Source organism: Streptomyces filamentosus, from assembly GCF_014654895.1.
Taxonomy (GTDB): Bacteria; Actinomycetota; Actinomycetes; order Streptomycetales; family Streptomycetaceae; genus Streptomyces; species Streptomyces filamentosus.
The window spans coordinates 2,455,001-2,477,015 of record NZ_BNBE01000001.1 but is presented as its reverse complement, the minus strand read 5'-3'; the positions used below and the strand labels follow the sequence as shown (position 1 = coordinate 2,477,015).

Sequence of the window (22,015 nt, the reverse complement as noted above, 5' to 3'; positions counted from 1 at the left end):
TCAGGCTCCCCGACCGGAATACGCCCGGCGGCGCACGGAGTTGACCTCTTCCATGAGCTCACCTCTGCGCCCGCTGGGCACCTCCGACCTGCGCGTCTTCCCCCTCGCCCTCGGCGGCAACGTCTTCGGCTGGAGCGCCGACGAGCGGCAGTCCTTCGCCGTCCTCGACGCCTACGCCGCCGCCGGCGGCAACTTCCTGGACACCGCCGACGTCTACTCCGAGTGGGTCGAGGGCAACGAGGGCGGCGAGTCCGAGACGATCATCGGCCGCTGGATGGCCTCGCGCGGCAACCGCTCCGACGTCGTCGTCGCCACCAAGGTCGGCCACCACTCCCGCCTCAAGGGCCTGGCCGCCCCCACCATCAAGGCCGGCGCGGAGGAGTCCCTGCGCCGCCTCGGCACCGACCACATCGACCTCTACTACACGCACTTCGACGACGAGTCGGTGCCGGTCGAGGAGATCGTCACCGCCCTCGACCAGCTCGTGAAGGAGGGCAAGGTCCGGGCCGTCGCCGCCTCCAACATCTCCCCCGAGCGGCTGCGGGCCTCCCTCGACTTCGCCGAGGCCGAGGGCCTCGCCCGGTACGTGGCGCTCCAGCCCGAGTACAACCTCGTCGCGCGCGAGAAGTACGAGGGCCCGCTCCTCGACGTCGTCGCCGGGGCGGGCCTCGCCGCCGTCCCGTACTTCGGCCTCGCGTCCGGCTTCCTCACCGGCAAGTACCGGCCCGGCCGGACCGTCGAGAGCGTCCGCGCCCGCAGCGCCTCCGCCCACGCGGAGACCGCGCGCGGCCGGGCCGTCCTCACCGCCCTCGACGAGGTCGCCGAGGCCCACGGCGCCGAGCCCGCGACCGTCGCCCTCGCCTGGCTCGCCTCCCGCCCCACCGTCGCCGCCCCGATCGCCTCGGCCCGCACGGTCGAGCAGCTGCCCGCCCTCGTCGCGGTCGCGGACCTGACCCTGACGGCGGACGAACTGGCCCGCCTGACGGCCGCGTCCGGGACGACCGGCTCCGGGACGACCGAGGGCTAGCCCTTGTAGGGGTTGTAGCCGCCGTAGTCGAGGTACTGCGGCGGCACCCACACCCGGCCGGTGGCCCGCGCCGCGTACGACAGCGCGGGCGAGGCCGTCGCCCGGCGCTCCCACAGGTGGTGCAGCAGCTCCTGCTCGCGGGCGGCGAAGTCCGGCACCGGGACCGTGCCCCGGCGGGCCCGCTCGCGCAGGAACGCCAGGGTGGTGGCGAAGGACTCGTACTCGCCGACCGTCCGCGCCCCCGCCCTCCCGTACCTGGCGGACGCGGCCTTCCGCGCGGTGCGGCGGGCCCGCATCGAGGAGAGCGCCAGCGGCTCCTCCGGGGAGAGCCAGCCGGCCGCCGCGTACGCCGGCAGCACCCCGGCGATCGTCCGCAGCTCCTTCTGCCGGCTCCACACGGCAAGCCAGGTCAGCAGCCCGAAGGCCGGGACCATGAAGACCCCGTACACGGCGTAGAAGGCGAGCGCGCCGCCGAAGGTCGCCGAGCCGTTCCACAGTGCGTGGACGCCCATCGCGAGCAGCAGCCCGGCGAGCGGCAGCAGCACCTTCCGGGGTCTGCGCACCCTGCCGCGCGGGGCGAGCGCGGCCAGCCCGAAGCCGATGCCGGTGAGCACGGTGAAGAGCGGGTGCGCGAACGGCGACATCACCACCCGCACGAAGAAGGTCCCGGCGGTGACGGCGCCGATGCCGCCGTCGCCGAGGTCCTGGTCCTCCCCGAAGGCGTTGCCGAGGTAGAGGATGTTCTCGGTGAACGCGAAGCCGGTCGCGGTGAACCCGGCGATCACCACGCCGTCGACCAGGCTCCGGAAGTCCCGCCGCCGGAAGAGGAAGAGCAGCAGGATCGCGGCGGCCTTCGCGGACTCCTCCACCACCGGGGCGATGACGGTGGCGCCGAGGTCGTCGGCGGCGCCCGGGTCGGCGGTCGCGGTGGCGATCCAGCGGACGGCGAAGGAGTTCGCCAGGATCGCGACCAGGGCGGCGGCGAACGCCCCCCACGCGAAGGCGAACAGCAGGTTCTTCCACGGGCCCGGCTCGACCCGGTCGAGCCAGCGGAAGGCCGCCATCAGCAGCGGCACGGGCAGCACCGCGAGGCCGAGGCCGACGAGGAAGCCCTCCGTGCCGGTCTGCTCCCGCACCAGCGCCAGGATCACCAGGGCGCAGAGGGTGAGCAGCGTGACCAGGGCGACGGCCCGCACGATCCGGCTCCGCCAGAAGGCCCGCCGGGGCCGGTACCGCCACTGGCTCCGGTCGGCGGCCACGGCGAACGACGGCTCGTCCCCGTCCCGCGCGGGGACGTGGATCCCGGGGTCGTGGATCCCGGGGTCGTGGATCCCGGGGACGTGGGTCCCGGGGTCGTGGGTCCCGCCGGCGAGGAGCCCCGGGCCGTGGGTGCCGGGGTTCGGGGTCTCGGGGTTCGGTGCCTCGGGCGCGCGGGGCTCGGGCACGTGGGGGGCGGGCGCGTGGGGACCCGGCGCGGGGGTCCCGGGTGCGCCGGCCGCCGGGGCCGGTGGCTCGGGTGCGGGCGGTCCGGCCTGCGACGGCAGCACGGGGGCCGCCGTCGGCGGCACGGGCGGCGCGGACGGGTCGGGCGGCGGCAGGGGTTGTGACACGCCTCGACCCTAGCGAGCGCCGCCGACAGCGGCGACGGACTTGTCCACAGGGTGGCCTCCGTCCACAGATCCGCCGGGAGGGGGTTCGGCGGGGGAGGGCCCGGCGGGTCCTACTTCCGGCGGAAGAGCAGGTCGTGCACGACGTGTCCCTTGTCCAGGCCCTGGCCCTCGAAGCGGGTCAGCGGCCGGAAGTCGGGGCGCGGGGCGTAGCCGCCGTCGGGAGCGGTGTTCTCGAAGTCGGGGTGCGCGGACAGCACCTCCAGCATCTGCTCCGCGTACGGCTCCCAGTCCGTGGCGCAGTGCAGCACCCCGCCCGGCTTCAGCCGGGTCGCGAGCAGGGTCAGGAACTCGGGCTGGATCAGCCGCCGCTTGTGGTGCCGCTTCTTCGGCCACGGGTCGGGGAAGTAGACGCGGCAGCCGTCGAGGGCGGCCGGGTCGAGCATCTCGCGCAGCAGGATGATCGCGTCGCCGTTGGCGACCCGGACGTTGGACAGCCTGTTCCGGTCGGCGAGGCCGAGGAGGTTGCCCTGGCCGGGGGTGTGCACGTCGACGGCGAGGATGCCGGTGCCGGGGTCGGCGGCGGCCATCTGCGCGGTCGCCTCGCCCATCCCGAAGCCGATCTCCAGGACGACGGGCAGCCCGCCGAACATCTCCCGCAGGTCGAGCACCCGCTTGCCGTCGATGTCCAGGCCCCAGTCCGGCCACCGCTTCAGCATCGCCTCGGCCTGCCCGGCCGTCACCCGGCTGCGGCGCGGCTGGAAGCTCCGGATCCGCCGCTCGAAGTGCGCACCGGCGGGATCGGGCGAGGGGCCCTCGCCGGGTGCGAACATGCGGCTGCCGCGGCGGGCGACGGGCTCGGTGGGGTTCTCATGGCGCTCAGACACAATGCCGTCCATGGTACGGGCCCCGGCCGCCGCGCCGCCCATGCCGTCCGGGCGCGGCACCGCGCCCGGGTGCCCCGCGGGGCACGGCCCGGAAGGCCCTACAGCAGGGCCAGCGCCCGGCGGGCGATCTCGCGGCCGATAGGGAGGGACGCGGTCGCCGCGGGCGAGGGGGCGTTGAGGACGTGGACCGTGCGGGGCGCCTCCCGGATGAGGAAGTCGTCCGCCAGCGTCCCGTCCCGCAGCACCGCCTGCGCCCGCACGCCCGCCGCCGTCGGCAGCAGGTCGGACTCCTCCACGCCGGGCAGCAGCCGCCGCACCGCCTCCGTGAAGGCCCGCTTCGACAGGGAGCGGCGCAGCTCGCCCGCGCCGTACCGCCAATGCCGGCGGGCGATGGCCCAGGAGCCGGGCCACGCGAGCGTGCCGGCCAGCTCGCGCGGCTGGACGACCCCCCAGTCGTAGCCCTCGCGGGCCAGCGCCGGGACCGCGTTCGGCCCGATGTGGACGCCGCCGTCGATGCCCCGGGTGAGGTGCACCCCGAGGAAGGGGAAGGCCGGGTCGGGCACCGGATAGACCAGGCCCCGGACCAGCGAGGGGTCGGCCAGCTCGTAGTACTCGCCGCGGAAGGGGACGATCCGCATGCCCGGGTCGTCGCCCGCGAGCCGGGCGACCCGGTCGCAGTGCAGCCCCGCGCAGTTGACCAGCACCTTGCCGCGCACGATCCGCTGGTCGGCGGTCCGCACGGCGACGCCCCACGGGCGCCGGTCCACGGCCTCGACCTCCGCCCCGTACAGGATCTCGGCGCCGGAGGAGTCGGCGAGCCGCCGTGCGACCGCCTTGTAGTCGACGATGCCGGTGGTGCCGACGTGGATGGCCGCGAGGCCCCGCACCCGGGGCTCGTACGCGCTGATCTGCGAGGGGCCCAGCTCGCGCACCGGGATGCCGTTCTCCCGGGCGCGCTGGACCAGGGCGTGCAGCCGGGGCAGCTCCTCGCGCTCGGTGGCGACGACGAGCTTCCCCGTCACCTCGTGCGAAATGTCCCACTCCGAGCAGAACTTGACCATCTCGGCCGCGCCCTCGACGGCGAACCGCGCCTTCAGGGAGCCCGGCCGGTAGTAGATCCCGCTGTGGATGACCCCGCTGTTGCGGCCGGTCTGGTGGCGGGCCGGGCCCTCCTCCTTCTCCAGCACGGCGACCCGGGTGCCCGGAGCGGCCCGCTGGAGCGCGTACGCCGTCGACAGACCGACGATCCCGCCCCCGATCACCAGCACGTCACAGTCGAACACAGCGCCACCTCCCACCCTCGATAGTGCACTGGCCCACTGACATCCCCCTTAAACGCCCACGTCGTGGGATGCGCGTCACGCTTTCGCGCGCCGCCGCGCACCCCGCCGGGCGCCGGGCGCGCGCCGGTCACGCCGGGGCGACCAGGAGCGGTCGGGCCCGCTCCCGCAGCTCCCGGACCCGGGGCTCGTGCCCGTACGGCTCCAGGCGGTGCAGCAGGTCCCGTACGTACTCGGTGGTCCGCGCGGAGGAGATCCTGCCCGCGACCTCCACCGCGCGCGTGCCCGCCGCGCAGGCCGCGTCGAGGTTCCCGGACTCCAGCTCGGCGACGGCCGAGACGATCAGCCGCAGCCCGTGCGAGCGGACGAACTCCTCCGTCGGCCGGGACAGCGCCTGCTCGGTGAAGCGCCGCACCTCGCCCGGCAGCCGCAGGTCCCGGTAGCACTCGGCGGCGTCCGCGCAGAACCGGTCGTACGAGTAGAAGCCCAGCCACGTCGGGTCGGCGTCGCCCTCCCGGGACCGCTCCAGCCACCCCTCGGCGGACTTCAGGGCGCCCGCCGCGGCCGGGCCGTCGCCGGCCTTGGCGTGCGCCCTGGCCTCGACGAGCCGGAAGAAGGACATGGTGCGGGCGGTGGCGAGCCCCCGGTTCCGCTCCAGGGCGGCCTGCGCCAGGTCCACGCCCTCGTCGGCGAAGCCCCGGTAGGTCGCCTGGAGCGACATGGAGGCGAGGACGTAGCCGCCGAGCGGCACGTCGGCGGCGGCCCGGGCGAGCCGCAGCGCCTGGATGTAGTAGCGCTGGGCGGCCTCCTGCTGCCCGGTGTCAAAGGCCATCCACCCGGCCAGCCGGGTCAGTTCGGCGGTCGCCCCGAAGAGGGCCCGGCCGACCTCGTCCGAGTACGAGCCGAGCAGCAGCGGCGCCGCGTCCACCCGCAGGCACTCGGGCACCATCGAGGAACGCCAGTCCCCGCCGCCGTACTTGGAGTCCCACTTGCGCGCGTCCTCGGCGGCCTCGCGGAGCTTGGCGACGTCGCTGTGCCCCACGCGCGCGTGCTCCCCGGGACCGGACCCGCCGCCCGGCCGGCTCGCCTCCCGCTCCACCGACGGGTCGGCGGGCGTGATCAGCCACCGGGAGGCCGGGGTCGCGTAGGCGCTGACCGAGAAGGACCCGGCGAGCGACTGCCAGATCCCGCCCCCGCCGGCCCGCCGCCCCGCGAGGTCCAGCCGGTAGAGGTCGGTGGCGGCGCGGACCGCCTCCCCGACGTCCCGGGGGAAGGCGAGGCCCACCTCGGGCGCCGGATCGGCGTCCGCGAGGCCGATCTCGTGCAGCGGCACGGGCCGGCCCAGCTTCTGCCCGATCGCGGCGGCGATCAGGTGCGGCGCGGCGCCCTGCGGCACCATCCCCTTGGAGACCCAGCGGGCCACCGAGGTCTTGTCGTAACGAAGCGTCAGACCGCGCTGTGCGCCGAGGTCGTTGACGCGCCGGGCGAGGCCGGCGTTGCTGATTCCCGCGAGGGCGAGAACGGCGCCGAGCTTCTCGTTCGGCCCGCGTTGCTCCCTGGACATGACGCCACCCCTCGACATCCAGACGGCCGCCGCGACGCCGGGCATAGGCGGGCGGCATTCGTAAACAAAGCGTAGTTCTCCGCATCCCCACCGTTAAGGGGCGGAGTTCCGTATGGCGAGATTGTTGTGTGACCAGCCCACCGCGGGGCTCGGGCGCCGGAGCGTGCTCCGGCCGCGCGGCCGTGCGCCCGGCCGTGCGCTCTCGCCGCCCCGGACCCCGGACGCTTGCATGGGACCTGCGTGGGTCGGCCCGTCCGGCCGGGAGGCGGAACCCCCTCGGGTTCCCCGTCCCGCACCGGTGGGCCGGGGGACACCGCCGCTCCATTCCCCGCGGGCGGCGGACGGCGCCGGGGGGCGGGTCGCCTCCCGGACTGCCGGACACCGGCACGGGACCGGGCCCGCCGGGACGCGCCGGCACCGCCCGACACCCCCGGACGGAACGCCTCTGGCGGCCCCCTTCTGCGGCTGACGGAAAATCAAACATCCTTCCGGGGGCGAGATTCGGCCTAAAGCGCCCCGCCCGGATCCCCTCGCCGCCTTGCCCGGATCCCCTCGCCGCCTTGCCCGGCCCCCCTCGCCGCCCCGCCCGGACCCCTTCGCCGGCCCGCCCCCGCCCGCCGCCGGTCCGCAACCCGTCCGTCCGGCGGACGCCACCACCCGGCCAACGGGCCCATGCCAGGGGCGCATTCGGCTTTCACGCGCGTGCCCCCGCACCCCGCCCCGTGCGCCGTTGTCATGGCAGCATGTCCCCACCGAAACGGACGTGGAGGCGCCGATGCGATGGCTGGTGGGCTGGAGCAGTGTCGCCGCGGGGTACGCCACGACCGCCGGAGCGCCCGCCGCCGCGGCGAGCGGCGCGTACGGCTCCGGAACCCCGCCCAGGGTCGGCCCGTACGCCGGGACCGGCGGGCACGTCGGGGGGCGCACGGTGCAGCCGGTGGGCGCACAGCTCCTCTGGGGCGATCCCGACCCGCTGTGGGCCGTCGGCGACTGGCGCCCGGACGAGGTCCGGGTGGTCGGTCTCGACGACGGCACCCGGCTCGCCGTCCTCGGCTGCTGCGCCGCGGGCGACGACGAACTCCGCCGCGGCCTCGTCACCGCGCGCGGCGGCGCCCTGCGCCACCTCACCGCCTGGCCCGGCAGCTACACCGCCGTCGTGAAGGCCGGCCGCCGGGTCACCGTCACCGGCGACCTCGCGGGCGCCCGGCCCGTCTTCCACACCCCCTGGGAGGGCGGCACCGCCTACGCCACCGCCGCCCTCCCGCTCGCCGACCTGGTCGAGGCCCAGCTCGACATCGGCCACCTCGCCGCCCTGCTCGCCTGCCCCGAGTCCCCTGAGGCGCTGCGCGACTCGACCCCCTACGAGGGCGTCCGGCGGGTCCCGCCCGGCCACGCCCTCGTCCTGCGTGAGGGCTCCCGCGAGATCGCCGGGTACGAGACGGTCGCCTCGCTCGCCGTCGCCGCCCCGCAGGCCGACCCGAGGCAGGCCGTCGAAGCCGTCAGGGACGCGCTCGTGGAGTCCGTGCGGGCCCGGCTCACCGCCCCCCGGCACGCCCCCGACGCGCCCCCGCCGGACCCCGGACCGGTCCCCGGCATGGGACCCGCGGACCGCCGCGCCGCCCGCGGCACCGGCCCCGTGCCCGGCATCGGCGCCGACCTGTCCGGCGGCAGCGCCTCCGCCACCCTGGCCCTGCTCGCCGCCGGACTGCCCGGCGTCCCCGGCACGATCCTCGGCCACGGCGCCGACGCGGGGGAGCGGCTCCTCGCCGTCACCTTCAGCGACCTGGCGAACAAGCCGGGCCCGGGCCGCGCCGCCGAACTGGAGCGGGCCCGGGAGCTGGCCTCGGACCCCCGGCTGCGCCACGTGGTCGTCACCGCGGGCGAGGAGGCCCTGCCGTACGCCGCCCTGGACGGGCCGCTCACCGACGAACCGGGCCCCTCCCTGGTCACCGCCGAACGGCACCGCAGACGGCTCTCCGGCGGCAGCGCCGACCACTTCACCGGACTGGGCGCCAAACAGGTCCTGGACGCCCACCCGGCGCGCCTCGCCGACCTCCTGATGGACCGCAGGCGCCGCTCCCTGGTCCGCCCGGTGACCGCCCTCGCCCGCGCGAGCGGCCCCTCGGCGGGCGCCTTCCTGGTGCCGGTCACCGTCTACCGCGCGGCCCGCAGGCTCGCCCGCACCCCCTACCGGACCGGCCTGGAGACCGCCGCCCGGCACGTCCTCGACGCCAACCGCGACCCCTCCTACGCCCACGGCCCCCTCGCGGCCTCGCTCTCCGCCCTCGCCTGGGCCCGGCCGGGACCGGCGGCCCGCTGGCTGACCGGCGAGGCGCTGGCCGAGGTGTCGTTCCGCCTGGGCCGGGCGGCCACCCTGCCGCCGTCCGTGCAGCGCCCCGGCGAGGCACGCGCGCGTGCCGTCCTCGCCCGCGCCGCCGCCGACCACCGGGTGCTGGAACAGGCCGCCGAGATCCGCGGCCAGCGGCTGCACGCCCCCTTCCTCGACAACCAGGTCGTCCGCGCCTGCCGGGACCTCCCCGAAGCGCTCCGCGTCCAGCCCGACGCCCGGGCCGGCGTCCTGCGCACCGTCCTCGCCGACACCGGCATCCGCGACCTGCCGCCCGGCTGGGGCGCCCCCTATCCGGCGGTCCCCGCCGGCACCGCCCGCGCGGGCCTGCGGGCCGCCCTCCCCGGCCTCCTCGCGCTCTTCGACGCCCCCCTCCTCGCCGACGCGGGCCTCATCGAGGCCGGCACCGTCCGCGAGGCCCTGCGCTCCGCCGCCGACGGTGCCCGCGTCCCCCTCGACGGCCTCGCCGACCTGGTCTCCACCGAACTCTGGCTCCGCCGCCTCCTCGCCCGCCGCGGCTCCTGCTGGACCGACACGGCCACCCCCCGCGCCCCCCGCGCGGTCCAGGGCCCCCTGATCCCGGCGTCGAGGTCGCTGCCCGCGCGATGACCCCGCCGGAACCGCCCGGAAGCCGCCCGCCTCTGCCCCCGGCGCCTCTGTCTCCGGCCGACGCCTTCGTCACGCGGCTTCGTCACGGCCGACGCCTGCGTCACCCGGCCGGCGCCTCCGTCCACAGCCGGCGCCTTTGTCCACAGTCAGGGGAAACCCCGAGGCGTTCGCCGTACCCGGCGGTGAGAATGGGCCGGTGCGGTATCTCATCCTCGGCACCACCGAGGCCCTCGGCCCCGACGGCGCGCCCCTGCCCCTCGGCGGCGCCCGGCTGCGCGGGCTGCTCGCCGCGCTCGCGCTGCGCGGCGGACGGGCCGTGCCCGTGGGGGAGCTCGTCGACGACGTGTACGGGGACGAGCCGCCGCTCGACGCGCCCGCCGCCCTCCAGGCCCTCGTCGGCCGCCTGCGCAGGGTCCTCGGCCGGGACGCCGTCGCCGCCACCCCCGGGCCCGGGTACCGGCTCGCCGCCGGGCCGGAGGACGTCGACCTGTACGTGTTCGAGCGCCGCGCCGCCGACGCCGCCGCCCGCCTCGACGCCGGCGACCCCGAGACGGCCGCCGCCCTGCTGCGGGGCGCCCTGAGGCTCTTCCGCGGCCCCGCCCTCGCCGACCTGCCCGAGCCGCTGGGCCTGCGCCCGGAGGCGCAGCGCCTCGCCGCCCTGCGCCGGCGCGTCGAGGCCGACCTGCGGCGCGGCGCCGTCGACGGACTCGTGCCGGAGCTGACCGGGCTCACCGCCGCGTACCCGTACGACGAGGGCTTCCACGCCCAGCTCGTCCGCGCCCTGCGCGCCGAGGGCCGCCCGGCCGACGCGCTCGCCGCGTACGAGACGGCCCGCCGCACCCTCGCGGACACCCTCGGCACCGACCCCGGCCCCGAACTGACCGCCCTCCACCGGGAGCTCCTCGCCCCGGCCCCGGCGCCGGGACCGGCCCCGGCCCTCGCCCCGGCCTCCGCCCCGACTCCCGCTCCGGCGGAGCGGAAACCCGCCCCGTCCGTGCCCGGGGGCGGCAACATCCGCCCCCGCCTCACCTCCTTCGTCGGCCGCGAGCCCGAACTCGCCGCGCTCCGCGAGGACCTCGCCCGCTCCCGGCTCGTCACGCTCACCGGGCCCGGCGGCTCGGGGAAGACCCGGCTCGCCGAGGAGGCCGCCCGGCAGGTCGCGGGCCCCCACGCGTGGATCGCCGAACTCGCCCCGCTCGACGACCCGGGGGCGGTCCCCGGCGCCGTCCTCTCCGCGCTCCGCCTCCGCGAGATCAACCTCATCACCCGCGACGGCGTCCCGCTCCAGGACGACCCCACCGCCCACCTGGTCGAGCACCTCGCCCACCACCCCGGCCTGCTCCTCGTCCTCGACAACTGCGAGCACGTCGTCGGCGCCGCGGCCGCCCTCGCCGAGACGCTCCTCGCGCACTGCCCCGGCCTCCGCGTCCTCGCGACCAGCCGCGAACCCCTCGGCGTCCCCGGCGAGACCGTCCGCCCGGTCGAGCCGCTGCCGCCCGCCCCCGCGCACCGCCTCTTCGCCGAGCGGGCCCGCGCCGTCCGCCCCGGCTTCGACGAGGACCTCGCGCGGGGCGCCGGCACCGCCGAAGCCGTCGCCGAGATCTGCCGCCGGCTCGACGGCCTCCCCCTCGCCATCGAACTGGCCGCCGCCCGCCTGCGGCTGCTCACCCCGCGCCAGATCGCCGACCGCCTGGACGACCGCTTCCGCCTCCTCAGCTCCGGGTCCCGCACCCTGCTGCCCCGCCAGCAGACCCTCCGCGCGGTCGTCGACTGGTCCTGGGACCTGCTCGCCCCGGACGAGCGCACCCTGCTCCGCCAGGTCTCCGTCCTCACCGGCGGCTGGGACCTCCCGGCCGCCGAGGCCGTCCACCGCGCGCACACCGGCGCGCCCCCCGGCGCCGACGCCCTCACCACCCTCGGCGCCCTCGTGGACAAGTCCCTCGTCGTCGCCGCCCCCACCGACGACGGCACCATGCGCTACCGCCTCCTGGAGACCATCCACGAGTACGCCGCCGAGCGCGCCGCCGAGACCCCCGCCCTGCTCGCCGCCGCCGAGGCCGCCCACACCGCGCACTTCACGGCCCTGGTGGAGGAGGCCGAACCCCGGCTCAGGTCCGCCGACCAGCTCCCCTGGATCGACCGGCTCGAACGGGACCTCGACAACGTCCGGGCCGCCCTCCACCGCACCCTCGTCACGGACCCCGACGAGGCCGCCGGGCTCCGCCTGGTCTTCGCCACGGGCTGGTTCTGGTGGCTGCGGAACTACCGCTCGGAGGGCCTGTCCTGGACCCGGCGCGCCCTCGCCCTCGGCGAGGACCCCGACGACCCGGCCGACCCCCGCCACTGGCCGCGCATGCACCTGCGGATGCTGTCGTTCTTCCTCGCCATGGAGGACGAGAACATGTACACCGGCGGCCTCCGCGACGACGAGGACGCGCTCGCGCTCGTCCGCCGCGTCCGGGACGCCTTCGGCAAGGACCCCGGCCCGGAGTCCGCCCGCTTCCCCGGCCTGTTGTGGCCGTTCACCGCGTACCTCACCGAGGAGCCGGCCACGGTCCGCGCCCTCCTCGACTCCGGCATCGACACCTGCCGCCGGTACGGCGGCGACTGGGAGACCGGCGTCAGCCTGATGTTCCGCACCCACATGATCGTGGACATGTCGGGCGGCATGGACGGCGTCGACGAGGACCTCGCCGAACTCCGCTCCCTCGCCCGCCGGTCCGGCGACCGCTGGATGGGCGCCCAGGTCGCCTCCGCCGCCGCCGAGGCCCACGTCATGCGCGGCCGCCGCGCGGAGGCCAGGGAGGCGTACGAGGAGGCCCTCGGGCTCGCCCGCGAGGTCGGCGCCCACGCCGAGACCCCCTTCCTCCTGGCCCGGCTCGCCGACATGACCTACCGCGACGGGGACACGGCCGCCGCCGAGCGGCAGCTCGACGAGGCCGGCCGGGAGGCCGGGCGGCTCCGCCTCCAGGACGCCCTCGCCTACATCGACTTCCTGCGCGCCGTCCTCGCCCTCGACGCCGACGACCCGGCACGCGCGCGTGCCCTGATCACCCGGGCCGGCTCGCACACCCACACCGGCGCCCCGCCCGCGCACTTCACCGCCGCCGTGGAGGGCTTCGTCGCCCGGATCGCCGCCTTCGAGGGCGCGGGGCCGACCGCCGTCACGGACGCCGCCGCCGCGCTGCGCTCCGCCGTCGAGGGCGACTGCGCGGACCTCATCACCATCAGCCTCGCCGAGGGGCTGGTCTACGCTCTGCACCGGGCCGGCGAAGCAGACCTCTGCGCGCGCGTGGCCGCCGCCACCGACACCTGGCGGCGGGAGATACCCCGCTCGGTGCCCGAGCTGCGCGAGGCCGCGGCGGTCCTCGACGCCTGCCGGGCCGCGCTCGGCGAGGACGGCCTCGCCACCGCCCGCGCCGCCGGCTCCGGCCTCGCCCCCGAGGACGTCCTGGCCCTCCTGGAGCAGTACGCCGAGGGAGCCGGGGAAGCCGTCAGGAGCAGGTGATCCGCGACTCGGCCCAGTCGGCGACGGCGGCCTTCCCGAACGGCGTGTGCTCCTCCACCACCAGCCGCAGCGTGGAGCGCCCGTCGAGGGGGACGTGCACCGGCAGGGCAGGATCGCCCGGCCGGACCACGGGCGACCGCCAGAGCCGCTCCCCGTCCCCGTACACGGAGAACCGGACCCCGCCGGGTCCGAGCGGCGCGCTCAGGTCGTCGACGCCGACGAGCGCGTCGTAGGCGGTGCACTGCCGGTTCAGCCGGATGAGCACCGACGAGGGCGCGTGCACGCTCACCCCGTACGCGTACGTGCTGCCGCCGATCGACATGCCCTGGCGCGGCCACAGCCACGTGCCGTCCTCCAGCACGACCTCCGGCCCGCTGCCGTCGCCGAACGCCTCGTAGTCCAGCTGGTCGACCTGGTACGGGGCGGGGGCGGACGGCGGCGGGGGCGTCGTCGGGGCAGGGGTGGGCGTCGGCGTCGGGGACGGCGTGGGCGTCCGCTTCGGCGTGGGCGTGGGTGTCGGCGTCGGCTTCGGGGACGGCTTCACCACCGGCTTCGGCTTCGGCGTGGGTGTGGGTGTGGGCTTCGGCTTCGGCGGCGGTGTCGCCGGCGGCGGGGTGGGCTCCGGCTCCGGCGCGGGCGGCGGGGGCGGCTTCGGCGCCTGCTTCGGGGCGGGCTCCGCGGACGGCGGGGGCGGGGCGACGGGGGTGACGACCGGCTGCGCCGGGGCGGGCGCGGCGACGGGCTGCGGATCGCCGGCCATCGCCCAGACGAGCCCGGCCGCCGCGGCGACGGCCACGGCGGCGGCGATTCCCGCCTTCGCGGGCGCGCCGAACCCCTCGGCGGCGGCACCGCCCGACGCCGCGGAGCCGGACCCGCCGGTGGCCGCGGCGGCGGCACCGGCACCGGCCGCGCCCACCGCCCCGCCGGCGACGATCCCGGCGGCCTTGAGCGAGTACCCGGCGGCGAACCAGCCGATGACCGCGATCGGGAGCAGCGCCGGGATCCCGGCGTTGACGTGGGCGAGTTCACCGGCGGCGAGCCGGCACTTGGCGCACTCCTCCAGGTGCTTGCGCAGGCCCCGCTCGGCCCGCATCCGCAGCCCGCCGCGCGCGTAGGCGCCGAGCCGGTCCGCGTACCGGGCGCAGTCGCCGCCGGCCGTCAGCGCCTGGCTGACGTGCGCCTGGAGGTACGCCTGCTTGAGCCCCTCGCGGGCGCGGCTGGCGAGCACGGCCGTGGCGTTGGCGGTCAGCCCGAAGAGGGGGGCGACCTCGCTGGGCGACTCCTCCTCGACGGTGGTGTGCCACAGGACGGCCTGCCAGCGCTCGGGCAGCGAGCGGAACGCCTGCATGGCCAGCGACTGTTCGGCCTCCCGCATGGCCAGGACCTCGGCGCCGAGGTCCATGGTGTCCTGGTCGGACACCTCGGAGGTGCGGGCGGCGTCGGCGGCGAAGACGGCGAAGTCCTCGACCAGGTGCTCCCGCTTCTGCGTCTTCGCCCAGGCCGCGCCGACCCGGCGGACGGTGGTCATCAGATAGGCGCGGACGGCCTGTTCGGGCCCGGCGCCGCCGCGCACGGCCTGGAGGGTGCGGGCGAAGACCTCGGCGGTCAGGTCGTCGGCGGTGTGCGCGTCCCGGCAGCAGGTCCTGGCGTAGCGCCGGACGGCCTCCGAGTGGCGGCGGAACAGCTCCTCGTACGCGCTGTCGTCGCCCTCCCGCATGAGCCGGACGAGATCGGCGTCGGAGGGCGCCGACTCCCGGGGCGGCGGCAGCACCCCCTCGCCGTCGTCGGCGTCCGGGGGCGGTACGGCGTCGGTCTCCTGCACCGGTACGGCGCCGGGGCCCGCGACCGGGGGCCGTGCGGCGCCCGCCGAACGGGGCTCGCGCTGCTGCGGCACGCTCGGCTCGGCCGGGGCCTGCGGGGATCCGGGGGCGCCCGCGGGCTGGCCGCCCGGGACCTTCTGGCTCGGCACCTGCCGGGCCGGCAGCCCGCCGGCCTCCGTGGCACCGCCACCGCCCAGCGGATCGTCCCGACCGTCACCGCTCATCGCGGAAGCCCCCGTACGCATGCGCAGACCCGAACACCGGGAAAGACTGCCACACGACGCGGGCACGCCGAAGCGCCACGTCCACTTACCACTCGTCCGGGGCGACTTCACGCGTCCCGGCGTGACCGCTCACGCGTTCGTGGCACGGCCGCTGGTCCGCCCGGCCCAAGGACCCGGCGGACCGGCGGACGGCACCGGGCTCCGCCCGCGCCCGCGGACTACCGCGAGCGCAGACCCTCCAGGAGGATGTCGAGGAGCCGGGCCGAGGCCGCCGCCTGCTGGGCCGCGTCCGGCAGCGCCGGGGCCGAGGTGGCGATGACCAGCAGCACGTCCGCCACCGTCACGTCCGCCCGCAGCTCGCCCGCCTCGCGCGCCCGGTCGACCAGCCGGCCGACGACCTCCAGGAGCTCGGCGGCCCCGGCGTCGTCCCGCTCGTCCGACGGCACGCCCCGGGGCGCCACCACGCGCGCGTCGCCCGGCTCGCCGAGACCGCGCTGGTACGGCACCCGCGCCGGCCCCTCGCCGTCCCCGTCGACGGGGAGCACGTCCACGTCCACCCGCAGCACCTGCGGCGGCAGCAGCCGGCCGGCGCCCGAGGCGACCGAGGTGCGCAGGAACCGGGACAGGGCCGACCACGGCTCGTCCTCCTGCCCCAGCGCGGCCCGCGCCTGCTCCGTCAGCCGCGCGGTCTCCTCCTCGGCTATCCGCCGCACCAGCACGTCCTTGCTGGGGAAGCGCCGGTAGACGGTGCCCACGCCGACGCGGGCCCGCCGGGCCACGTCCTCCATCGGCGCCCCGTAACCGAGCTCGCCGAACACCTCGCGCGCGGCCCGGAGCACGTGCTCCAGGTTCCGCTGCGCGTCGACCCGCAGCGGCGCCGAACGCCCGCCCGCCACCGGCCCGCCCACGACGGTGCCGGTGCCCGAGACGGTGCCGCCGGACAGCGCGCTCCCGACCAGCGGCGCGGCGGCCACGGCCCCCGCACCCCTGTCGTCCTGCGCGGCCCCGACCACGGACTGCCAACGAGAATCCTGAATATGCATAAGCGTTCCCCCGCTCATGATGTCTCCCCCCGGAGACTCCCCGCCCTGATACGGGGCTCCCGGCCGGTGTGCGCCATCGGTCCGCGCGCACGCCGGAACCGACACCCCGACGAACTACGAACATAGTTGAGTCCGGGTCAATTCAGAAGGGGGAGTTCCGTACGGTGCGCCCCCCGATCGGAGCAAGGCACCGAAGCCACCGGTTTCCCACCCCCCGTCCCACCACCCACGCGCGCCGTGACCTGCGCCGTTGCACCCACCCACCTCGCGCGCGCCACCCCGCGCCTCCGCACCCCTCCGGTCACACAATTCGCCGGGCCTGTGGACAAACCCCGGACGGCGATGCCTCATGGGACGGTGACCGAACCTGCGCGCATTCTCGTGGTCGGCGGTGGCTACGTCGGCATGTACACCGCGCTGCGCCTCCAGCGGCAGCTCAGGACGGAGCTCAGGGCCTCCGCCGCCGAGATCGTGGTGGTCACCCCCGACCCGTACATGACGTACCAGCCGTTCCTCCCCGAGGCCGCCGCCGGCTCCCTCTCCCCGCGCCACGTCGTCGTCCCGCTCCGCCGTGTCCTGGACCGCTGCCGCCTCCTCATCGGCGAGGTCGAGTCCGTCGACCACGCCAAGCGCGCCGCGATCCTCACCACCCTCGCCACCGACGAGGAGGGCGCGGGCCCGGTCGCCCTCACCTACGACGAGCTGGTCCTCGCCCCCGGCTCGGTCTCCCGCACCCTCCCGGTCCCCGGCCTCGCCGAGCACGGCATCGGCTTCAAGACCGTCGAGGAGGCCATCGGCCTGCGCAACCACGTCCTCGAACAGCTGGACATCGCCTCCTCCACCCGGGACCCGGCCCTCCGCGACGCCGCCCTCACCTTCGTCTTCGTCGGCGGCGGCTACGCGGGCGTGGAGGCACTGGCCGAACTGGAGGACATGGCCCGGTACGCCACCCGCTACTACCACAACATCAAGCCGGAGGACCTGCGCTGGGTCCTCGTCGAGGCCGCCGGACGGATCCTCCCCGAGGTCGGCGACGAGATGGGCCGGTACGCGATCCGCGAGCTCCGCGGACGCAACGTCGACGTCCGCCTCGACACCCGCCTCGACAGCTGCGAGGACCGCGTCGCCGTCCTCAGCGACGGCACCCGCCTGCCCACCCGCACCGTCGTGTGGACCGCCGGGGTCAAGCCCGCGCCCGTCCTCGCCGCCACCGACCTCCCCCTCGACGCACGCGGCCGGATCCGCTGCACCGCCCACCTCGCCGTCGAGGGCGCCCCCCACGCGTGGGCGGCGGGAGACGCCGCCGCCGTCCCCGACGTCACCGCGGAGGAACCCGGCACCCCCTGCGCCCCCAACGCCCAGCACGCCGTCCGCCAGGCCAAGGTGCTCGCCGAGAACCTCGCCGCCTCCCTGCGGGGCCGCCCGCTCAAGGAGTACGCGCACGCGTACGCGGGCTCCGTCGCCTCCCTCGGCCTCCACAAGGGCGTCGCCCACGTGTACGGCCGCAAGCTCAAGGGCTACCCGGCCTGGCTGATGCACCGCGCCTACCACCTCAGCCGGATGCCCACCGCCAACCGCAAGGCCCGCGTCCTCGCCGAATGGACCCTTTCCGGCCTGTTCAAGCGCGAGATCGTCTCCCTCGGCTCCCTGGAACACCCCCGGGCCGAGTTCGAACTCGCGGCAGCGCCGCCACCCCCGGCCCGCGACCCCGGCTCCGACGAGCCGTCCTCCTGACATCACTGTCAGTGCACTCGTCCACACTGGACGTGTGACCATAGGTGGGCTCACACCTGCACAGCGTGACTCCGCACGGCACCGACACCACGAGGCATACAGATCCGTGAACTTCACCCGTTGGAGCGCCCGGCTCCCCGGCACGCAGCGCCGCGCGGCGCGGGGCGGCGAAGGCTCCGTGCCCGCCGCCCGCGGTGAGTACGGCCCCCAGCCGGAGCACACGGCCGAGGACGGCGACCCCGGCGACGTCCCCGCCCTGGAGGACTTCTCCGTACGGGACCTCCTCGGCCGCCTCCCCGGCCTCGTCGCCCTCGTGTACGGCCCCGAGCACCGCATCGCGTACGTCAACGAGGCGTACGCCTCCGCGTTCGGCCCCCGCCCGGCCGGCGCCACCGTCGCCGCCTCCTGCCCCGAGGCCGAGGAGCTGGGCCTGCTGCCCCTCCTCGACCAGGTGCTCCGCAGCGGCAGGCCCCGCACGGTGAAGTCCCGCCGCACCGCCGACGGCGGCTCGTACACGGTCACCTGCCTGCCCGTCGACAGCCCGCACCTCGAAGGCGCCGGCGTCCTCGTCCACGCCGCCGACGTCACCGACCACGCGGAGGCCGCCGAGCGGCTCCGCGCCAGCGAGCGCCGCCACCGCGAGACCGCCGTCACCCTCCAGCGCTCCCTCCTGCCGCAGGAGCTGGAGCAGCCCGACGACCTGCGGATCGCCGCCACCTACCAGCCCGGCGTCGCCGACGCCGCCGTCGGCGGCGACTGGTACGACGTCATCACCCTCGGCGCGGGCCGCACCGCCCTCGTCATCGGCGACGTCATGGGCCGCGGCGTCCGCGCCGCCGCCGTCATGGGCCAGCTCCGCACCGCCGTCCGCGCCTACGCGCGCCTGGACCTGCCCCCGCACGAGGTCCTCCAGCTCCTCGACGGCCTCGCCGCCGAGATCGACGCCAGCCAGATCGCCACCTGCGTCTACGCCGTCCACGACCCCAACGAGGGCCGGCTCGTCTACGCCTCCGCGGGCCACCTCCCGATCCTCGTCCGCGACGAGGACGGCACCGTCCGCCAGGCCGACGGCGCCACCGGACCCCCGCTCGGCACCGGCGGCTGGCTGCACTCCTCCGGCTCCATCGCCCTGCCGCCCGGCTCCACCGCCGTCCTCTACACCGACGGCCTGGTCGAGCGCCGCCGCGAGGACATCGACGAGGGCGTCGAGGCCCTCGCCCGCGCGCTCGCGGGCGCCAGCGGCACCCCCCAGGTGATCTGCGGCCGGCTGCTCCGCGCCCTCGGCGTGACCGCCGAGCACGACGACGACGTCGCGGTCCTCGTCGTCCAGCACCCGGCCCGCACCGGAGCCGACGCCGAGCTGTTCCACAACGCGGCCCTCGAACTCCTCGGCGGCGTCGAGGCCGCCCCCCGCGCGCGTGCCTTCGCCTCCGGGGTCCTCTCCTCCTGGCGCTTCCCCGTGGAGCTGCGCGACCTCGGCGTCCTCGCCACCAGCGAGCTGGTCGCCAACAGCCTCCAGCACGGCACCCCGCCCATGCGCCTGCGGCTGCGCCGCACCGACCGCCGCCTGATCATCGAGGTCACCGACGGGGACGACCACCTGCCGCGCCGCCGCCGGGCGGAAACGGAGGACGAGGCGGGTCGCGGGATCTCCATCATCGCGACGATCGCCTCGTCCTGGGGGAGCCGCCGCACTCCGGGCGGCGGCAAAGCGGTGTGGTGCGAGTTCGCCCTCAAGGAGTGAGGGGCCCGGGCCCCTAGAGGGCCACGGTCTCCTTCTCCGGCCGGCCCTGCGCCACCACGAGGGAGGGCTTGGCGGCCAGCGACGGCTGGTTCTGCACCGGGGTGAGCTGCCTGCCCAGCCGCACCGCGAGCACGGTGACCAGGAGCGAGAAGAGCACGAAGGTCACGATGTACGGCCCGTGCATGGACGCGCCCATCGGACCGCCCACCGCGGGCCCGACCGCCAGCGCCAGCTGCTTCACCAGCGCGAAGGCCGAGTTGTACGAGCCCACCATGGACTCCGGCGCCAGGTCGGCGACCAGCGGCGCCACGGTCGGCGACAGCATCGCCTCGCCCAGGCCGAAGAGCGCGTACGTGGAGACGAACGCGGCCGTCGCCATCGCCTGGCTGCCGTGCCCGAGCCCCGCGTACCCGGCGATGATCCAGGCCACGGCCCAGATCAGGCCCACGGCCGCGATCACCCGGGTGCGCTTGCGGCGTTCCACGAACTTCAGCACCAGGAACTGCGCCAGCACGATCACCGCGGTGTTCGCGGCGAGCGCGATGCCGAGCGTCGACGGGGCGATGCCCGCGGCCTCGGTGCCGTACGCGGCAAGACCCGACTCGAACTGTCCGTAGCAGGCGAAGAAGAGGACGAAGCCGAGGACGCACAGCTGCACCATCGCCTTGTGGCCCAGCAGCGCGCGGACCCCGCCGCCCTTGCCGCCCGCGGGCCGCGCCTCCTGGAAGGCGGCCGAACCGGCGGTCCGCACGGTGCCGACCACCGCGGCCAGCACCAGGAACATCGCCGCCTCGATCGAGAACAGCAGCAGGAAGCTGTTCGGCCGGCTCACGTCGACGAGCTGGCCGCCGATGAGACCGCCGACGCCCAGGCCGAGGTTCTGGAGGAAGAACTGGAGCGCGAAGGCACGGGTCCGGCCGGAGGGCTCGGAGCACCACACGATCATCGTGGCGAGCGCCGGCTGGAGCACCGCGGTGCCCGCACCGAGCAGCGCGGCGGCGCCCACCGCCGCCGGGACGCTCGACGCGAGACCCATCCCCACGGCGCCGACCGCGGCCACCGCCGAGGCGACCAGCAGCACCGGCACGGGCCCGCGCCGGTCGATGGCCCGCCCGCTGAACGGCAGCACCACGAGCGCGGCCATGGCGAAGACGGCCAGCACCACACCCGCGGTCGTCGCGCCCAGATCCCGCACCTGTGCCACGTACACATAGAGGTACGGGACGGTGAAACCGAGTCCGAACGCGCTCAGCGCGCTGCCCGCCTGAATCCGGCGCATCGCCGCGCCCCTCGCCTTGGTCACACTCACCCACTTCGGTAGCGGGTTCAGGCTTGTACGCCTGAGCCCTGAAGACTTCAACCCTAAAGTTCGATTCTTAACAGTACACATAGAAGGACTTCAACGCCAACGAGGGCCGTGGAATACTCGCCCCATGTCCGACACCCCCGAGCGCTCCGCCCAGCAAGAGCCGCAGGAGCCGACGCTCGACGAGCAGATCGCCGCCTACCAGCGCGAGTACCGCGACCTGGACCCCCAGGTGGAGAAGGTGGTCTCCGCCCTCGGCCGGCTGAACCGCCGGATGAACGTGGCGTACGGCCGCCAGCTGGCCGACCTCGGCATCAGCAACGCGGAGTGGGAGGTCCTCAAGACCCTCGTCCTCTCCGGCGCCCCGTACCGCCTGGGCCCCGGCGAGCTGGCCAAGCGCCTCGGCCTCACCCCCGCCGCCATGACCCACCGCATCGACCGCATGGCCGGCGAGGGCCTGGTCACCCGCGACCGCGACGAGAACAACCGCGTCCGCGTGATCGTCGAGCTGACGGACGAGGGCCGTACGAAGTGGCTGGAGGCCATGCGCATGGCCACCGACTTCGAGGAGAAGCTCCTCCAGGACCTCTCCACCGAGGAGCGCGGCGCCCTGGGCGACGCCCTCATCCGCCTCCTGCGCCGGGTGGAACTGAGCCAGCCCGACGCGGGCGGCCGGCTGACGGACCTCGACTGAGGACGCCACCAGAGGGGGGTTGACACCCCCCTGGGAGACGCGTAGTGTTCTCCGAGTTGTCACGGAGCCGGAACGGTTCTGCGACAGCCATCCCGCCGCGATAGCGGCACCTCAATCCAGCACGATCTCCCGCAGGGGATGAATTCCGGCATGCCGAAATTCATTTCGAACGACTCGATTATGAGTCGCGGAGGGAAACCGCTAAGGTTTGAGACGTCGGAACGGCCCAACAGCCGGGAAGACAAACCCCGCTGACTGGGAATCAGACGCCGAAAGGATCTGATAGAGTCGGAAACGCCGGAAGGGCCCGGAGCGAAAGCGAACGGGACCGGAAAGCACCGAGGAAATCGGATCGGAAAGATCTGATAGAGTCGGAAACGAAGGAAGCGCCCGGAGGGCCCGGAAACGGGATCGAAGGAAGCGTCCGCACCTTGAGAACTCAACAGCGTGCCAAAAATCAACGCCAGATTAGTTGATACCCCGTCCATCTTCGGATGGTCGAGGTTCCTTTGAAAAGTCCATCCTCTTCGGGGGGTGGCAATGACACAGCGAGGACGCTGTGGACAGCGGGCCTTATTCCGGCTCGTCTGTCCCGCTCAACGCGAGTGTGACCGGATATCC

The 22,015-nt window shown here is 75.7% G+C and carries 13 protein-coding genes; 6 read left to right on the top strand and 7 right to left on the bottom strand.

Features of this window, described 5'->3' with window-relative positions:
- Positions 1-52 precede the first annotated feature (52 nt).
- Positions 53-1,027, top strand: a complete 975-nt coding sequence (locus IE326_RS11120) for an aldo/keto reductase (protein WP_150229861.1) — start codon at positions 53-55, stop codon at positions 1,025-1,027.
- Here the strand turns inward: IE326_RS11120 and IE326_RS11115 are convergent.
- The 4 genes from IE326_RS11115 to IE326_RS11100 all read right to left on the bottom strand — a co-directional run bounded on the left by IE326_RS11115 (position 1,024) and on the right by IE326_RS11100 (position 6,365).
- Positions 1,024-2,328 (bottom strand): PrsW family intramembrane metalloprotease, encoded by a 1,305-nt coding sequence (locus IE326_RS11115; RefSeq protein WP_373310226.1) that lies wholly within the window; start codon positions 2,326-2,328, stop codon positions 1,024-1,026. The two genes, IE326_RS11120 and IE326_RS11115, sit on opposite strands and share 4 nt — an antisense overlap.
- A gap of 419 nt (positions 2,329-2,747) precedes the next feature.
- Entirely contained in the window at positions 2,748-3,467 is a 720-nt protein-coding gene (gene trmB, locus IE326_RS11110; protein WP_229915443.1) for a tRNA (guanosine(46)-N7)-methyltransferase TrmB, read from the bottom strand.
- 152 nt (positions 3,468-3,619) lie between these two features.
- Positions 3,620-4,804: an L-2-hydroxyglutarate dehydrogenase gene (gene lhgD, locus IE326_RS11105; protein ID WP_190041415.1), complete on the bottom strand. Its 1,185-nt coding sequence runs from the start codon at positions 4,802-4,804 to the stop codon at positions 3,620-3,622.
- Positions 4,805-4,931: 127 nt separating this feature from the next.
- Positions 4,932-6,365, bottom strand: a complete 1,434-nt coding sequence (locus tag IE326_RS11100; protein ID WP_150229866.1) for an NsdA family TPR-like regulatory protein — start codon at positions 6,363-6,365, stop codon at positions 4,932-4,934.
- Between the two features lie 775 nt (positions 6,366-7,140).
- Between IE326_RS11100 and IE326_RS11095 the strand changes: the two genes are divergently transcribed.
- Together IE326_RS11095 and IE326_RS11090 are read left to right on the top strand one after the other, a co-directional pair.
- Complete coding sequence (locus tag IE326_RS11095) at positions 7,141-9,321, top strand: asparagine synthase-related protein (RefSeq protein WP_190041414.1); 2,181 nt, start codon at positions 7,141-7,143, stop codon at positions 9,319-9,321.
- Between the two features lie 196 nt (positions 9,322-9,517).
- Positions 9,518-12,829: an ATP-binding protein gene (locus tag IE326_RS11090; protein WP_190041413.1), complete on the top strand. Its 3,312-nt coding sequence runs from the start codon at positions 9,518-9,520 to the stop codon at positions 12,827-12,829.
- On the opposite strand, the gene IE326_RS11085 is transcribed toward IE326_RS11090, so the two are convergent.
- Together IE326_RS11085 and IE326_RS11080 are read right to left on the bottom strand one after the other, a co-directional pair.
- On the bottom strand, positions 12,816-14,873 hold the full coding sequence (locus tag IE326_RS11085) for a sigma-70 family RNA polymerase sigma factor (RefSeq protein WP_190041412.1): 2,058 nt from the start codon (positions 14,871-14,873) through the stop codon (positions 12,816-12,818). The two genes, IE326_RS11090 and IE326_RS11085, sit on opposite strands and share 14 nt — an antisense overlap.
- A 218-nt stretch (positions 14,874-15,091) precedes the next feature.
- On the bottom strand, positions 15,092-15,916 hold the full coding sequence (locus IE326_RS11080) for a TetR/AcrR family transcriptional regulator (RefSeq protein ID WP_373310178.1): 825 nt from the start codon (positions 15,914-15,916) through the stop codon (positions 15,092-15,094).
- A gap of 342 nt (positions 15,917-16,258) precedes the next feature.
- Between IE326_RS11080 and IE326_RS11075 the strand changes: the two genes are divergently transcribed.
- Positions 16,259-17,650, top strand: a complete 1,392-nt coding sequence (locus IE326_RS11075; protein WP_190041410.1) for an NAD(P)/FAD-dependent oxidoreductase — start codon at positions 16,259-16,261, stop codon at positions 17,648-17,650.
- Positions 17,651-17,756: 106 nt separating this feature from the next.
- Positions 17,757-19,394 (top strand): ATP-binding SpoIIE family protein phosphatase, encoded by a 1,638-nt coding sequence (locus IE326_RS11070; protein WP_190041409.1) that lies wholly within the window; start codon positions 17,757-17,759, stop codon positions 19,392-19,394.
- A 13-nt stretch (positions 19,395-19,407) separates the two neighbouring features.
- On the opposite strand, the gene IE326_RS11065 is transcribed toward IE326_RS11070, so the two are convergent.
- On the bottom strand, positions 19,408-20,673 hold the full coding sequence (locus tag IE326_RS11065) for an MFS transporter (RefSeq protein WP_190041408.1): 1,266 nt from the start codon (positions 20,671-20,673) through the stop codon (positions 19,408-19,410).
- Between the two features lie 154 nt (positions 20,674-20,827).
- On the opposite strand from IE326_RS11065, the gene IE326_RS11060 reads away from it, so the two are divergent.
- Complete coding sequence (locus IE326_RS11060) at positions 20,828-21,394, top strand: MarR family winged helix-turn-helix transcriptional regulator (RefSeq protein ID WP_030763439.1); 567 nt, start codon at positions 20,828-20,830, stop codon at positions 21,392-21,394.
- Positions 21,395-22,015 lie beyond the last annotated feature (621 nt).